Here is a 14343-nt window from a genome sequence, read left to right as displayed (position 1 = left end):
TCCCTGGGCTCCTTGGGCTTCCTCAGCTCTCTTCTCCCCCTCAGCCCTCTTTTCCACTGGCTCTTCTGCGGGCGGGTTTAGCTGAATTTTTTGTTTGTCTTTAGGCATATCTGTTAAACCCGCCCCTACAAATCCCTACTCCCTAGTTATGCTACTTGGGGTTGAACTAATTTGTCTGCACCCTGGATGACTTTAGCTGATTCGATTTTGTCACCTGCTTTCAGCTTTTCTAGGACTTCTTTACCCTCGGTGACATAACCAAAGACAGAGTAGCGCCCGTCTAGTAAGTTACGTCCGGCTGGAGTTAGTTCTGGCTCAAACAAAAAGAAGAAAAATTGGGAAGAACCACCGTCAGGCTCAAATTCCGGTCTTGCCATTGCGACTGCACCGTAGGCAGAAAAGGGCAATACTGGTTCGTCAGTGTAACGACCGGCTTGCTCTAATGTTACGCCGTATGTAGGTTCCGAATCGCCTTTGACTAGAATTTCTAAAGGAACGGCGCGGTACTTACCCGTGTTGGGGTCGATAAATCCTTGATCTTTACCAGGGGGATCGCCTGTTTGCAAAACGTAGGAATCTTCAGCACGGATGAATTCTAATCCGTTGTAGAAGCCCCGTTGAACGAGATCGACAAAATTACCTGCGGTGACGGGGGCGCTGTAGCCGTCTACAACCACAGTAATGTCACCTTTATTGGTTTTAAATGCGATTGTTGCCCGTCCTTTGAGTTGAGGCAAGTTAGAGTATTGAGCGGGGACTTCATAGGGAAATTCTTTGACCATCAACTCTTCTAACTCGCTAACTAAATTGAGTATGTTAGCGCGTTCGACCCAGATATTTTCTTTATCTTTCTTATCTGTTGCTGCTTGAAGTTTGGGAATGCCATCTTTAATTTGAGCAATTATCTTTTCTGCTTGAGGCTGGCGCTCTGCGGGAACGCTACTCAGAATTTTTTCAGGATTAGAGATTGCCCTAGAAGCGCCTTTGAGGTCGTTAGCGATCGCACCCCAACGGCGGTTGGCTCGCAGTTGATTGGCAATATCTTCTAAACTTGCTTGCAGTTGCCTGACGGGTTGGTTGTCAATTGGCAAGGCGTAACGCAACAGAGCTTTACCATCAGTGATGGCATTTCCTGCTGGTAGTGCAGCGTAGGAGGTAGGAGTCCAGGCTGCTGCACTCAGGCTCCAACAAAACGCAATCATGCTAATTGCGATCGAAATATTTTTTAGCCAGCGTTGGCAAAATTTTGTCATGATCTAGCTCTGATAAGGGGTATGCTGCGAGGAATTTTTGCTCTCCATCGCACTGCGGCGATGGCAGGGCGCGGATACGCGCAACGCGATCTTCGCGCATAACTTCGCGCATAACTTAGTGAGACCCGATCGTCATTTTGCCATACAGAGTGGTGCGTGAAATGCCTAATCCCTCACCCCTAATCTCTAACCCGACACAAAGGAGGTAAAATAGATTGCCGATTGTCCTGCACGATGAGTGAGTCTATTGTTCCATGATTTCTAGTAATGACTTTCGACCAGGCGTAAGTATTGTCCTAGATGGATCTGTTTGGCGGGTGGTGGAATTCCTTCATGTAAAGCCAGGGAAAGGCTCGGCTTTTGTGCGGACAAAGTTAAAAAACGTCCAGTCTGGTAGCGTAGTGGAACGAACCTTCCGTGCTGGTGAAACAGTTCCCCAAGCCACTCTAGAAAAGAGTACGATGCAACATACCTATAAAGACGGCGATGATTTCGTCTTTATGGAGATGGAAACCTACGAGGAAGCGCGATTGACGGCAGCACAAATTGGCGATCGCGTCAAGTACCTCAAAGATGGCATGGAAGTGAATGTCGTCCGCTGGGACGAGCAAGTGTTGGAAGTAGAATTGCCTAATTCTGTCGTGCTAGAAGTCGTGCAAACCGATCCTGGCGTGCGCGGTGACACGGCTACGGGTGGTACTAAGCCTGCTGTTGTCGAGACTGGCGCTACTGTTATGGTTCCTTTATTTATTTCTCAAGGGGAACGCATTCGGATCGATACCCGTAACGATACTTATCTCGGTCGGGGAGAATGATTGCTTTTAGGAGTCATTTGTCATTTGTCATGTGTCATGAGTGGAATGACAACAAATGACTGATGACTGATGACAAATGACATTGAAGAGGGATTTGCTGTGTCACTGGATTTAAATGAAATACGTCAACTCTTGTTGGCGTTGGATCGAACTGAAATTGAGGAACTCACCCTAAAAACTCAGGAATTTGAACTGACAGTACGTAAGGGTACGGGTAGTCAAAGTGCTGCACCTGCATCCGCTGTAGCAGGAGACAGCAGTAACCTAAGTACAACGGAGTTACACTTCGATTCTGCTAAAATGCCTGCTGGCATGGATTCAGTTTCTCGCCGAGTTGATTCTACTGCGATTAATTCCACCACAGTCTCGATGGCTGCGTCAGCACCCGTAGAACAAAAGTTTGCAGAAATTCCTTCTCCTATGGTAGGAACTTTTTATCGCGCTCCTGCTCCAGGCGAACCGCCATTTGTAGAAGTTGGCGATCGCATTAGATCCGGTCAAACTGTCTGTATTATCGAGGCGATGAAGCTGATGAACGAAATTGAAGCCGAAGTATCTGGACAAGTCATGGAAATTTTGGTACAAAATGGCGAACCAGTGGAATACGGACAGCCACTGATGCGCATAAACCCCGATTAATGGTTAACTACTTTAATTACCAGTTAACTATTTGGCATCACTGCCAACTATCTTGCGACATCTTTCTACGGGTCAGTTCTAATGAAATTAACCAAGCCTGTACCTCCAGAGGTTATGCAACAAGTAGCAGAGTATTTCAGCTTGTTAAGCGAACCAATGCGCCTACGGCTGCTCAGCCTGTTACGCGATGGTGAAAAGTGCGTTCAAGAATTGGTGGATGCAACTCAGACTAGCCAAGCCAACGTTTCCAAACATTTAAAAATCATGTGGCAGGCAGGCATTCTCAGTCGCCGTAGTGAAGGCACTTCCGCCTACTACCGCGTTGAGGATGACATGATCTTCCAATTATGGAATCTTGTCTGTCATCGACTTGCTACCCGAGTCGAACATCAAGCCCGCCAATTTCGGGTACTCAATGGAAATGGAAAACGTTGAGGGGTTAACTATGCCACAGTTTGCTGCCAGCGATCGCTCGATCTCTCGATCGCTGCTAATTTCATAATTCTTATCAAATGTAGCAGGCTAAAGTGTAAAGTTTTCTCCTAAACTTTGGCGCGTCAGCGGTTGCTCTAACTCTAAGCCTTCGCCGCCTAAAACTTCCAGCGGCTCTCCTTCCACCTCAATCCAAACTTTGGCACTTGGATCGAGACTTGTTGCCGTGTAAATCACCTGTGCTACTCGCCCTGTCATAGCAGTACTACCGCCACCAGCGGTGAAATCTTCTGATAAATTGACGTGAATTCCATCTTTCTCCACCTTTAGATCCCGCAGTGTTGTTCCTCGGGGAATGGTAGTACTGACAGATCCATCTTTTGGACCAGAGAGTAAGTTATCAAAAGCAGTTTTTAGAGCAGCCGTAGGCTGTTTTTTAATGTCAGCCGTTGTGGTGGCTGTAGTCGCAACCAGCTGCTGTCGTACTCCACTTCCCTTGAGCCAAAAGACTTCTACCTGTTGTTGTGCGACTGGTGGAGTTTGCTGCTTTGGCGCTTCTTGAATCCCGCTAATTGGTGGCGCAATTGGTCGAGTTGGTTTTTGGTTCGATTGCCAGTGCCACCAAGCTGCGCCGCCTCCTGCTGTCACTGCTACTGCCGCAATTCCTGCAACTAAGCCGCTAACTGGAATTCGGCGATTTTGTTGTTGTTTAACCATAGGGATAGTTCTCCTTGGGTGGACGCGAGATCGGTGAGATGAGGAGGCAAATTAGCAAATTATATATTAGCTGAGTCTATAACTTAGAATTCTGCAATGAAGGATTCTGCAACAAAGAGGAAGACGGATCGACGCGCACAAAAGTCACCAGATCTAATTTTTGGGCTGCTACTTTTAATTGTAAGATTCTCACTTGCAGTCCGTACACTTCCAGGCGACGGAAATCGAGTTCTTGGCTGAGATTCATGGCGATTTCGTCTACGATATTCTGAGCGACTGCTTCTCGATCGACGGTAACTGTTGGTTGAACTAGTTGAATTTGTCGCCCCCCTTTTACCGCTAATCCTGACTCAGCTACAATTGCCAGTGGCTCGTCGTCATCCTCTGCGGCTAGTTGGACTTGAAAGCGCAAACGATTGTTGGCTAGTAGTTCTAGTCGTGGATTGACAAACTTATAGTTAGAGGTAGACTCAGAGCGATCGCCCCCCAACTCTGGAATCACAAATGCCTGAATTTGCGCAATCAAGGTGGGTAAGGCTTGGTTGAGGTCTGATTGCTCTAGCAGCAAATGCACTCCTGCATGGAGCGATCGCCGTAATTTGAGCTTTTGCTTTCCTAGACTGCGCGGCTCGACATCAATCGGATCGGTTTCTAGTTCTAACCCAGCAATACGGATATTCTGCTGCTTTAGCCTTAAGCCTCGTCCAGCTAAGCGCACCCTTTCCACCTTACCTTGTAGAAGTTGGTAACTAGGCGCATTGTCTACTCGCACTTCTAGCCGCTCTGCGTGTTGCAATTGAGAGCGAATAGCATTTTCTGCCGTTCGATCTACAACTAACCCTGCCGGAGTCACTAAACCAAGTATGCCAGACAGAAGAATCGTAAAAAATTCCATTATGCGTTCATTTCAAGGCATTTAGGCGATTTTTAGACTTCGATATTAAGTGTTCAGACTCAAACTATACTAGGTTTCTGGATTTGTTTAAATTCTTAAGTTTAGCTTAATCAGCGATCGCGGCGCACGACTACCCGCTCTTGCAACAGTAGTGCGCGATCGCACTTGGTGTGGAATATGATGAGTGATGCGTGGTACGTGGTGCGTGGTGCGTGAAGAAGGGGTGTGGGGTGTAGGGTGTAGGGTGTGGGGTGTGAATTTTGAATTTTGAATTTTGAATTTTGAATTTTGAATTGCTCCCTGCTTCCTGCTCCCTAATAACTGACATACACAAAGCCAGCTCAAAAGACATTAAATATATTTACAAAAGTTTTAAGCTCTGTTGCAAATTTGCCCGATCTGCTGCCACAGTCGCCAATTCGGGCAAAAGACCGTGATACGATGCATTTTTAGCGATTTGAAGTTTGGGAGAAAAACTTTGACTCTACGGGTTGCTGTCGTTGGTTCGGGTCCAGCAGGTTCCTCCGCCGCAGAAGTCCTAGCCAAAGCTGGCATCGAGACTTACCTAATTGAACGCAAGCTGGATAATGCCAAGCCTTGTGGCGGTGCGATTCCTCTATGCATGGTGAGCGAGTTTGACCTCCCACCAGAAATTATTGACCGTCAGGTACGACGGATGAAGATGATATCCCCCTCTAACCGCGAGGTGGATATCAATTTGGTTAATGAAGACGAATATATTGGAATGTGTCGCCGCGAAGTGCTGGATGGATTCCTGCGCAATCGGGCGGCGCAGTTGGGCGCAATTTTAATTAATGCCACAGTTCATAAACTTGATTTTCCGACAAATAGTAAAGAACCCTATACCATCCACTATGTAGACCACTCAGAAGGTGGGACGCAAGGTGTTGCCAAAACTCTGAAGGTGGATTTGGTTATCGGTGCGGATGGGGCAAATTCTCGGATTGCTAAAGAAATGGACGCGGGGGACTACAACTTCGCGATCGCATTTCAAGAGCGCATCCGTTTGCCTCAAGATAAAATGGCGTATTACCAAGATATGGCGGAAATGTACGTTGGTAACGACGTTTCTACCGATTTCTACGCTTGGGTATTCCCGAAATACGACCACGTAGCCGTAGGTACGGGGACGATGCAGGTCAACAAAGCCAGCATCAAGCAGCTGCAAGCTGGTATTCGCGCCCGTGCAGCGAGAAAATTGGCTGGGGGTCAAATCATTAAAGTTGAGGCGCACCCCATCCCCGAACATCCCCGTCCCCGTCGCGTTGTTGGCAGAATTGCGCTCATTGGCGATGCTGCTGGTTACGTCACGAAATCATCAGGTGAAGGAATTTACTTCGCTGCTAAATCTGGGCGGATGTGTGCCGAAACGATTGTGGAGTTTTCCCAAGGCGGTAGCCGCATTCCTACAGAAGATGACCTCAAGGTTTATCTCAAGCGTTGGGATCGGAAGTACGGCATAACGTACAAGGTGTTAGACATTTTGCAAACTGTTTTCTACCGTTCCGATGCAACTCGCGAGGCATTCGTGGAGATGTGCGCCGATTTAGACGTACAAAAGCTAACGTTCGATAGCTATCTCTACAAAACTGTGGTTCCAGCTAATCCCATCACTCAGTTGAAGATTACTGCTAAAACGATTGGTAGTCTAATTCGGGGTAATGCTTTGGCTCCTTAATTGGGGCGATCGGTTTTTGATTTGTAAGGGCGTACAGATAGATGCGCGTCCTTACATTTTTTTTGCTTACGTTAGACAATGCGTAGCAATTCTAATTGATTTACCAACATTTTTCTGTAGAGACGTTACATGTAACGTCTCTACATATGATGGGGCGATAAATATTTTGAGAATGCTTTGAGCAGGATTGCTTATTTTTATTTCTTAAGTTATTATTTTTTTAATTCAAGATTAAAAGTAGTATCAGTTTTAAAAAATCGGACTATATTTCTAGTATAAAAAACACAATATCAGAAAAGTAAACAAATGCAGATGAAAACAACTGCATTTTCTCCTGAAAACTAGAGCAAACAATCAAAGTTAACTCTAGCTATTTTTGTAAAAATATGGACTTATTCGTGACTGCTCCCGTGAGCTACAGCTACTTCCTCTAGTTGCTCTACGCTAGGTAATTCCAGACAATAGCCCGCACCATAAACAGTTTTGATATAGCGAGGGTGGCGAGGATCTGGTTCTAGCTTGGTTCGGAGGTGGCGAATGTGGACGCGAATAGTTTCAATGTCATCGTCAGGATCGTATCCCCAGACTTCCTTGAGAATGTCGCTAGGCGAAACAGTCTGTCCGTGACGCTGAAGCAAGCAGTGGAGTAACTCAAATTCTAGGTGGGTCAATTTGACAGTTTCAGTAAACCAGATAGCTTCAAAACGCTCTGGAACCAGAGTTAGAGGACCGTAGTTGAGGATCTCGCTATGCTTGGCTGCTTGAGGGATGCGATCGGTACGCCGAAGTAACGCACGGACGCGAGCTAGCATTTCTTCAACTTCAAATGGTTTCGTCAAATAGTCATCTGCGCCTGCATTGAAACCTTCAACCTTATCTTGAGTTTGGCTAAGGGCTGTGAGCATGAGTACGGGAATTTCAGCCGTCCGTTCGTCGCGCCGCAAACGCTGGCAAACTGTAAAGCCGTCTACTCTAGGTAGCATCAGATCGAGCATAATTAAGTCTGGCTGCAACTGGAGTGCGAGAGCCTGTCCCTTAATTCCGTCTTCTGCTTGACTGACATCGTAGCCAGCCATTTCTAAGTTCACGGCAACCAATTCGGAGATTGCTGGATCGTCATCAATTACAAGTATTCGTGCCATTATTATTAAATCAGATTAACAAATGTTAATGAACAATAAGAACCTTGGGCAGATACAAAGATTGCTGTACTGATTATACGGATGATTCTAAAGATTAGCTATCGCTCATGTGGTGAATGTTGTAACAAAGTGATGAAAATTGAATGCGATCGCCGAGTTTGAGAGGTAAGAGGCGATAGACAAGAGGTAAGAGTTCGCTGACAACTGACAACCGATCACTGATAACTGAAATGCATCGAGGAAAATTGAATTCTAACTTTACGCCGCCTTGGTGGTTGCGCAATGGCTTAGCCATGACAGTTTACACTGCGCTTTGGGCAAGCAAAGACTGGGAAAAAACGACTAGCCACCCAGAGCCGAATTATGAAGCAGTTATTTTTCACGGTGCTGGGGAAGTACCAATCTTTGGTTGGGTAGCAATTCCTGAAAATCCCAAAGCCACGATCGTTGGGACTTATGGTATTACAGGTACTTTAGAAAATCAGTGGTTTTTAAGACTTTTAGGACGCAAAGCTTTTGCTCAAGGCTATGCTGTAGTGCTATTTGACTGGCGGGCGCACGGTAAAACAGCTCAGTTATCGCCAACTTTAACTTCTGATGGGTTATATGAAGGAGAAGATTTTGTTTGCATCGCCGCTCAAGCAAAAGCAATGGGTTGTCCCGCACCATTTTGGTTTATAGGCTTTTCCCTCGGCGGGCAATTGGCTTTGTGGGGAGTGAAAGCAGCGCAGGCTCTAAAATTCGGGAGTCAGGAGTCAGTAGGGGCGGGTTTGGAAACCCGCCCGTACGGGAGTCGGGGAGAAGAGGACAAGGGAGATAAGGAGGACAAGGAGGACAAGGAAGCAATTCTAGCCACCAGTCACCAGCAACTAGCCACTAGCCACTCACCCCACTCCCTAATCCCGCAGGATATTGCTGGGGCGGCGGTGATTTGTCCGAGTTTGGATTCAAATCGGTCGCTATCTTATTTGGTAAAGCACCCATTGGGGAGAAAGTTGGAACAAGCGATCGCCAAGCAGTTGAAAAAATTGGCATGGCAGATCTACGAAGCACATCCAGGCGCGATCGATCCTACTGCGATAGAAAAAGCTAATAGTATTTGGGGCTTCGATAACGAATTGGTAATTGAGAAATTGGGGTTTCCTTCGGTAGAAGCTTATTACGAGGCAAGTAGCGGTTTGCATATATTGCCGCAGTTACAAAAACCGACACTGATTATTTATGCTGCTAACGATCCAATGTTCGATCCAACAATCGTGCCAGACTTGCAAGCAGCGTGCGATCGCAATCCTCAGCTCGATCTACTGTTAACTCGCTACGGCGGACACGTCAACTACATGAGCGATCGCACCTGTCAGCAGCATTTTGCCGATCCCGATCCTTGGTGGGCGTGGAATCGAGTTTTGGAGTGGATTGATAGTTATCGGTAAAGAGTGGCTAGTGGCTGGTGACTAAAATTGCTTCCTTGTCTTCCTTGTCTCCCTTGTCCTCCGACTCCCAACTCCCGATTCCCATCAAACATCCAGCAAGCCATATTTTTTCTGCAAATCGAGCAATTTCATTCTGGCTTCTCCAGCATTGTCAGCTAAATCGGCAAATTCGATAAATCGGCGGAGTTCTTTGCGCAGAAGATTGCGTTCGACTTCCCATGTATCGCGATCTAATTCTGGGGGCAAAACGATCGCGTCGAATAATGTAGCGCGTTCCTTACCTGGATGAGGGCGTAAAATTCTGCCGCGTCGTTGTACGAATTGGCGCGGATTACTGCTACTAGCCAGAATCACGGCGGTTTGGATGGCAGGGATATCAACACCTTCATCTAAACAACGAATTGCTACTAAACCTTGCAGTTCTCCTGTTTCAAATTGACGGCGCAATTTTGTCCGTTCTGCTAAAGGGGTGTCAGCGGTGTAAGTGTTGACGCGATAGCCGAGTTCCACTCCTAACATTCTGACGACAGCTGCAATCTGGCGATCGCTTGCCGAGCTACGCTCATCTTCAGTTTCAGTCGTTCCATCGCCACAATAAAATAGGGTGTGGGATGTATCGCGACGGTTTTGCATTAACTGTCGTAAAGCATCAATCTTATTGGCTGCTGCGCCAACTAATCTAGCTCTCTGCATCAATAAGGGCGTAATATCGCTTTCTGTACCATTTTCTTGGGATGCGATCGCCCAGCCAATTCTCGTTGTCAGTTTTGCATAGGCTTGCGCTTCGGTAGCAGTCAGATCTACCAAAATCGGATAGTAAAGATAGCGGACTAATGCCCCTTGTTGAATGGCATCAGCTAAAGTGAGTTCTGGTTGTAGGACTGTGCCGAAGTAGTCGAAAATAAATTCCGTGCCTTGCTCGTCGAAGTATCTTTCTGGTGTAGCAGATAAACCCAGGCGCAGTCCGATTTGGCGGGGTAGACTTTGCTCTAAACGAGGCGCACCGAGGTTATGAGCCTCATCGCCAATTATTAGAGTTTTTTCTGGGAAATATTTCAATTGAGATTGAAAGCCTTCGCCAATTAGAGTTGAGTTGGTCGCGATGACAGTAACAAAAGGCTGACTGCCAGCACGGACGTTATATAATCCCGTAGATAGCTGACTTTGCCACTGTCGAAGACTTTCAAAGCCTAAAATCGGCTGCATCCCAAATTTTTCGGCTTCTGTCGCCCATTGGGTGACGAGATGACGATAGGGACAGACAACGATTAAAGCTTGCAAGCCAATTCTTTGATAGAGTTCGCAGGCGATCGCTAAAGCTGTAATTGTTTTACCGCTACCCGTTGCCATTTTCAACGTTCCCCTACCGCGATTGGCAAACCAATTAGTTATGGCTTGGCGCTGATACGATCGCAACTGTAGCGATCGGGGTATTCTCGGACATCCCGGTATCGGTAAGGATTTTGGTGTCGTCTGGGGTTGGTACTTCCCCCGTTCTTCCTTGGCAACAACTAATTTTAACTGCGATCGGGCATCAAGCTGGTATTTGACTGAACTCTGTGTAAGATACATTGACTTTAAATCCCATCTGAAGCAATGCGCTTGAAGAACAGAAGCATGACTAGCTTTAATGTCATAATTTATACCTTTATGGTAGTATAGTTTTCTATCTACAAAAAAGTTTGTCACAAATAACTCAAATTGAATCTACCAGGATCGATATTGGTAGCCATTATCATTTGATCCTCAATTAGTTAGTTCGTAGCTGCTCAAAGCCTATGCTTAAAATCAGAGTTAGCCATGCTGTTTTTTTTTCTCGGATTCTAGTATAATTTGCCATATCAAATTTCAAGATCAACCGTAAAAATTTCATGTGACTTCAAAGCTGAGATCGATAAATTCTATACGAGTTCTAGTTGCATACTGGTAGCGATTGCTGCTACAGATTTTGTATGCAATTAGTCAGGTTCAATTTTAATACAGGTTATCAAAAATAAAAAAAATACAAGCGACCGCATAAAATTATGTTTGATTTGAAGAGAGTTAAAGCTTAAATTTAGCTTTCCAAATAAACTTTCGTAAAGTCTATTTTTTCTAGTGGTGGGCTTCATCCGAAGCGGAGTCAGTTTAAAAATAAAGATGCTCAGCAACAACACAGATTGCAGTTTAACCGAAGTCAAGAAAAGCTCAAATGCCATCGATCCACTTCCTCCAGATGTAGATAGACCAATGTGGTCTGTGATGATTCCCATATACAACCGCACAATATATCTGGAGCAAGCGATCGCCAGTGTTATAGAGCAGATGCGAGAATATGCAGCAGAGCGAATTCAAATTGAACTGATTGATAATTGTTCTACTAACCCTGAGATTGAATTTCTGATTCAGCGATTAGCTAAACAGCACAGAATTTCTGTTTACAGACAGCCTCAGACCGTCAGCATGGTTGAAAATCTCAACACTTGCATTCGTCGCGCTCACGGTCATTTAATTCATATTCTGCACGATGATGATATTGTTTTACCAGGATTTTATCAGTCTTTAGAAGCAGCATTTACCCAAGAACCAAGTATAGGTGCAGCGTATTGTCGGCACGGACATATTGACGAGAACAATCGGCAGCAAAATTATTTATCTTCATTAGAAAGAAGTACATCTGGTATAATTCCTAACTTTCTAAAACGCATTGCAGTATACTCGCTTGTCGATCCACCAGCGATGGTGGTTAAGCGCAGTGTTTACGAACACTTGGGTGGCTTTCGTCCAGAATTGTATGGTGCTTGCGACCACGAAATGTGGCGGAGAATTGCTGCACACTACCCTATTTGGTTCGAGCCACAAGTACTAGCTTGTTTTCGCGTTCACTCTAGGTCCCAGACTTCTGCCTTTGTGAGAACGGGAAAAAACATTGTCAATATGCGTCAGAGTATTGAAACTACCCGCTCGTATTTACCAAAATCCACAGCCGAGCGCATAGCAAAACGAGCGATGGAAGAATGCGCTTTATATGCTTTAAGAAATGCTTTCAGAGTGCTTAGTAGAGGCGACATAACCGCTACAAAAGCTCAAATTCGAGAAGCTCTCAAGTGTAGTTACTCCTTAAAAGTCATAGTTGCACTATTCCTAGTGCCTTTCTTAGCTGTAGCTAGTAGCCTCAAGCGATATTTGGAGCGGAATAGGGAGTAGGGAGTCGGGAAAGGGTGTGGGGTGTGGGGAGAATTCGGAATTCGTTGTGACTTGTCTTGCTCCCTCAGCCTCCTCAGCCCCCTCAGCCCCCTCAGCTCTCTTTTCCCTGTTCCCTAGTTATAGCCGCGCCACACGCCTAAGAGAACGCCTTGCAGTTGGACTTGCTTGGCAGCGATCTCTATTGGCTTATATTTGGGATTAGCAGGCTTGAGCGTCACGCGATCGCCACGAAGATAAAAGCGTTTTAAAGTCGTACCGTGTCCGTCTACTCTAGCTGCAACGATCGTGCCATTTTTTACCTGTTCTGGATTGGCAACTGGACGCATGATTGCGAGATCGCCTTCCGTAATTAAATCTTCAATCATGCTGTCACCAATCACCCGCAACGCAAAAGTTGCAGGTGGTAAAAATAGCTTTTCAAAATCTAGGTGTTCGACAGCATCGGTAAACGGTTCGACCAAACCGCCAGCTGCGATCGCACCCAGAACTGGGATACTTTGTTGGGGAGATTGGGATTGTAAAATGCGGATCGTCCGTGCTTTACCTTCCGTCCATTCAATGTATCCTTTGGCGCGTAAATGTTCCAATCGACTTTGCACGGGTGCAGGCGATTTCAAATTCATCGCTTGCATCATCTGGCGAATTGAAGGTGAATGCTGGTATTGCCGCACGTATTCTGCTAACCAGTCATATAGTTCTTGTTGAGCTACCGTTAGGGGTTCCATAGTTTAGTGTGTTTCAATCGCGATATAGACCTCTTAGAACAGTCGTACTACAAAATTGCCCCTAATGGCAAAAAAAAGTTTTTGTTTGGTAGTTGGTAGTTGGTAGTTGGTAATTGGTGATTGGTAATTGGTGATTGGTAATTGGTGATTTGTCACGCACCACTCACTAAATTCCCAACAAACTAGCTAGTAAAGCTTTTTGAGCGTGCATTCGATTTTCAGCTTGATCCCAGACTTTAGAGTGAGAACCTTCTATGACATCGGCGGTTATTTCTTCGCCGCGATGGGCTGGGAGACAGTGTAAAACGATCGCCTCTGAATCGGCAAGACTTAACAATTGTTCGTTGACTTGGTAGGGTTGAAAGATTGGAATGCGGGAATTAGCTTCTGATTCTTGTCCCATACTCGCCCAAACATCGGTATAAAGGACGTGCGATCCTTTAGCTGCTGCTTCTGGATCTTCTGTTACGGTAATTTCAGTGTCTGGTAAGGCGATCGCTTTGGCTTGCTCGACAATTTCTGTTAAAGGTTTAAAATCGGCAGGAGTGGCAATTCTGACATTCATACCTACCAAAGCACAGCCCAACAGCAAAGAATGAGCGACATTGTTACCATCACCTACATAAGTCAAAGTTAGTCCCTTCAACTTACCAAAACATTCTTCTACCGTCAGCAAATCTGCCAAAATTTGACAAGGATGTTCGCGATCGGTGAGAGCGTTAATCACAGGAATTTTGGCATAGTGGGCAAAAGTTTCTAATTGTTGCTGCTCAAAAGTCCGAATCGACAGAATATCTAAATATCGATCTAAAACTCGTGCTGTATCTTCTACAGGTTCGCCACGGCTAACTTGAGTTGTTGTGGTGTTAAGATCGATTACCTGTCCGCCTAATTGATACATTGCTACAGTAAAGCTGACGCGAGTGCGAGTGGAAGCTTTGTAAAATAGCAATCCTAAAACTTTATTGCACTGAGGCTTTAGCTGCCCTGATTTTAACTGCGCTGCCAGTTGTAGCAATGCTGTAACTTCCTCTGAAGTTAAATCGGCAAGACTTAGTAAATCTCTTCCCTTCAACTCTGCCATGCTGCCTGTAGTAAGTAAAGAACTGTACTAAACGAAAATTGACACAGCTTGCCTTGTTCCGGTTTATTGCTGTGTCAAAAAAGTACTGATTCTTTAGAAAGTAGCAGATTTTTTGGCACATAGCACGGCTAGTTAGCTTGAATCTCCGGACATAATCCTGTCGGTTTCTCCTGTAGAGACATTACTAACGTCTCTACAGGAGAATATTTTCTGTGGCAGGCACAAAATTTTGTTAGCAGCGATCGCGCTAGAGCATTTTCTAGTCTACTGAGGTACAATAACAGCAATGAGTAAACCAGCCACGTAGATCTTCAACAGAGACTTGA

General features: G+C 45.6%; 16 protein-coding genes. 6 read left to right on the top strand and 10 right to left on the bottom strand.

Annotated features, from left to right (window positions below):
* Positions 1-146: 146 nt before the first annotated feature.
* Both DSM107010_RS24765 and DSM107010_RS38725 read right to left on the bottom strand, forming a co-directional pair.
* The gene (locus tag DSM107010_RS24765; RefSeq protein WP_015155918.1) at positions 147-1253 is read right to left on the bottom strand and encodes a peptidylprolyl isomerase; all 1107 of its coding nucleotides are present in this window, start codon (positions 1251-1253) and stop codon (positions 147-149) included.
* Positions 1204-1365 carry a hypothetical protein gene (locus tag DSM107010_RS38725; protein ID WP_015155917.1) on the bottom strand — a complete coding sequence of 54 codons (162 nt, stop codon included), beginning with the start codon at positions 1363-1365 and terminating at the stop codon, positions 1204-1206. Before DSM107010_RS38725 ends, DSM107010_RS24765 begins: the two co-directional genes overlap by 50 nt.
* A gap of 142 nt (positions 1366-1507) precedes the next feature.
* Here DSM107010_RS38725 and efp point away from each other — a divergent pair, with 142 nt between their 5' ends.
* The 3 genes from efp (at position 1508) to DSM107010_RS24750 (ending at position 3142) form a co-directional block, all read left to right on the top strand.
* The gene (efp, locus tag DSM107010_RS24760; RefSeq protein ID WP_015155916.1) at positions 1508-2068 is read left to right on the top strand and encodes an elongation factor P; all 561 of its coding nucleotides are present in this window, start codon (positions 1508-1510) and stop codon (positions 2066-2068) included.
* A gap of 69 nt (positions 2069-2137) precedes the next feature.
* Complete coding sequence (gene accB / locus DSM107010_RS24755; protein ID WP_015155915.1) at positions 2138-2707, top strand: acetyl-CoA carboxylase biotin carboxyl carrier protein; 570 nt, start codon at positions 2138-2140, stop codon at positions 2705-2707.
* A gap of 81 nt (positions 2708-2788) precedes the next feature.
* Positions 2789-3142 (top strand): ArsR/SmtB family transcription factor, encoded by a 354-nt coding sequence (locus tag DSM107010_RS24750; protein ID WP_015155914.1) that lies wholly within the window; start codon positions 2789-2791, stop codon positions 3140-3142.
* An 87-nt stretch (positions 3143-3229) separates the two neighbouring features.
* Here DSM107010_RS24750 and DSM107010_RS24745 read toward each other — a convergent pair whose 3' ends face one another.
* The 3 genes from DSM107010_RS24745 to DSM107010_RS24735 form a co-directional block, all read right to left on the bottom strand.
* Positions 3230-3856, bottom strand: a complete 627-nt coding sequence (locus DSM107010_RS24745; RefSeq protein ID WP_015155913.1) for a GerMN domain-containing protein — start codon at positions 3854-3856, stop codon at positions 3230-3232.
* A gap of 76 nt (positions 3857-3932) precedes the next feature.
* Positions 3933-4751: an LmeA family phospholipid-binding protein gene (locus tag DSM107010_RS24740; protein ID WP_015155912.1), complete on the bottom strand. Its 819-nt coding sequence runs from the start codon at positions 4749-4751 to the stop codon at positions 3933-3935.
* Positions 4752-4838: 87 nt separating this feature from the next.
* Entirely contained in the window at positions 4839-5096 is a 258-nt protein-coding gene (locus DSM107010_RS24735) for a hypothetical protein (protein WP_127024162.1), read from the bottom strand.
* Between the two features lie 133 nt (positions 5097-5229).
* Here DSM107010_RS24735 and chlP point away from each other — a divergent pair, with 133 nt between their 5' ends.
* Complete coding sequence (chlP, locus tag DSM107010_RS24730; protein ID WP_015155911.1) at positions 5230-6450, top strand: geranylgeranyl reductase; 1221 nt, start codon at positions 5230-5232, stop codon at positions 6448-6450.
* A gap of 392 nt (positions 6451-6842) precedes the next feature.
* On the opposite strand, the gene DSM107010_RS24725 is transcribed toward chlP, so the two are convergent.
* Together DSM107010_RS24725 and DSM107010_RS39995 are read right to left on the bottom strand one after the other, a co-directional pair.
* Positions 6843-7592 carry a response regulator transcription factor gene (locus DSM107010_RS24725; RefSeq protein WP_106171513.1) on the bottom strand — a complete coding sequence of 250 codons (750 nt, stop codon included), beginning with the start codon at positions 7590-7592 and terminating at the stop codon, positions 6843-6845.
* Between the two features lie 94 nt (positions 7593-7686).
* The gene (locus tag DSM107010_RS39995) at positions 7687-7887 is read right to left on the bottom strand and encodes a hypothetical protein (protein WP_181245495.1); all 201 of its coding nucleotides are present in this window, start codon (positions 7885-7887) and stop codon (positions 7687-7689) included.
* Between DSM107010_RS39995 and DSM107010_RS24720 the strand changes: the two genes are divergently transcribed.
* Complete coding sequence (locus DSM107010_RS24720) at positions 7823-9022, top strand: YheT family hydrolase (protein WP_127024159.1); 1200 nt, start codon at positions 7823-7825, stop codon at positions 9020-9022. The two genes, DSM107010_RS39995 and DSM107010_RS24720, sit on opposite strands and share 65 nt — an antisense overlap.
* Before the next feature lie 84 nt (positions 9023-9106).
* Here the strand turns inward: DSM107010_RS24720 and DSM107010_RS24715 are convergent, their stop codons facing one another.
* The gene (locus tag DSM107010_RS24715) at positions 9107-10594 is read right to left on the bottom strand and encodes a DNA phosphorothioation system restriction enzyme (protein WP_127024155.1); all 1488 of its coding nucleotides are present in this window, start codon (positions 10592-10594) and stop codon (positions 9107-9109) included.
* 567 nt (positions 10595-11161) lie between these two features.
* On the opposite strand from DSM107010_RS24715, the gene DSM107010_RS24710 reads away from it, so the two are divergent.
* Positions 11162-12208, top strand: coding sequence for a glycosyltransferase (locus DSM107010_RS24710; protein WP_106169418.1), 1047 nt, complete (start codon positions 11162-11164; stop codon positions 12206-12208).
* A gap of 113 nt (positions 12209-12321) precedes the next feature.
* Here the strand turns inward: DSM107010_RS24710 and lexA are convergent, their stop codons facing one another.
* Both lexA and argF read right to left on the bottom strand, forming a co-directional pair.
* Positions 12322-12933 (bottom strand): transcriptional repressor LexA, encoded by a 612-nt coding sequence (gene lexA, locus DSM107010_RS24705; protein WP_015155906.1) that lies wholly within the window; start codon positions 12931-12933, stop codon positions 12322-12324.
* A gap of 166 nt (positions 12934-13099) precedes the next feature.
* A complete protein-coding gene (argF, locus tag DSM107010_RS24695; RefSeq protein ID WP_015155905.1) occupies positions 13100-14017 on the bottom strand; it encodes an ornithine carbamoyltransferase in 918 nt (305 codons plus the stop codon).
* Positions 14018-14343 lie beyond the last annotated feature (326 nt).

Source organism: Chroococcidiopsis cubana SAG 39.79, assembly GCF_003991895.1.
Classification (GTDB): domain Bacteria; phylum Cyanobacteriota; class Cyanobacteriia; order Cyanobacteriales; family Chroococcidiopsidaceae; genus Chroococcidiopsis; species Chroococcidiopsis thermalis.
This window is presented reverse-complemented; position numbering and strand designations above follow the sequence as displayed.

Coding starts and splice junctions, on each gene's coding strand:
- DSM107010_RS24765 (WP_015155918.1), bottom strand. CDS start 1,253: ATGACAAAATTTTGCCAACGCTGGCTAAAAAATATTTCGATCGCAATT.
- DSM107010_RS38725 (WP_015155917.1), bottom strand. CDS start 1,365: ATGCGCGAAGTTATGCGCGAAGATCGCGTTGCGCGTATCCGCGCCCTG.
- efp (WP_015155916.1), top strand. CDS start 1,508: ATGATTTCTAGTAATGACTTTCGACCAGGCGTAAGTATTGTCCTAGAT.
- accB (WP_015155915.1), top strand. CDS start 2,138: ATGACAAATGACATTGAAGAGGGATTTGCTGTGTCACTGGATTTAAAT.
- DSM107010_RS24750 (WP_015155914.1), top strand. CDS start 2,789: ATGAAATTAACCAAGCCTGTACCTCCAGAGGTTATGCAACAAGTAGCA.
- DSM107010_RS24745 (WP_015155913.1), bottom strand. CDS start 3,856: ATGGTTAAACAACAACAAAATCGCCGAATTCCAGTTAGCGGCTTAGTT.
- DSM107010_RS24740 (WP_015155912.1), bottom strand. CDS start 4,751: ATGGAATTTTTTACGATTCTTCTGTCTGGCATACTTGGTTTAGTGACT.
- DSM107010_RS24725 (WP_106171513.1), bottom strand. CDS start 7,592: ATGGCACGAATACTTGTAATTGATGACGATCCAGCAATCTCCGAATTG.
- DSM107010_RS24720 (WP_127024159.1), top strand. CDS start 7,823: ATGCATCGAGGAAAATTGAATTCTAACTTTACGCCGCCTTGGTGGTTG.
- DSM107010_RS39995 (WP_181245495.1), bottom strand. CDS start 7,887: ATGGCTAAGCCATTGCGCAACCACCAAGGCGGCGTAAAGTTAGAATTC.
- DSM107010_RS24715 (WP_127024155.1), bottom strand. CDS start 10,594: ATGTATCTTACACAGAGTTCAGTCAAATACCAGCTTGATGCCCGATCG.
- DSM107010_RS24710 (WP_106169418.1), top strand. CDS start 11,162: ATGCTCAGCAACAACACAGATTGCAGTTTAACCGAAGTCAAGAAAAGC.
- lexA (WP_015155906.1), bottom strand. CDS start 12,933: ATGGAACCCCTAACGGTAGCTCAACAAGAACTATATGACTGGTTAGCA.
- argF (WP_015155905.1), bottom strand. CDS start 14,017: ATGGCAGAGTTGAAGGGAAGAGATTTACTAAGTCTTGCCGATTTAACT.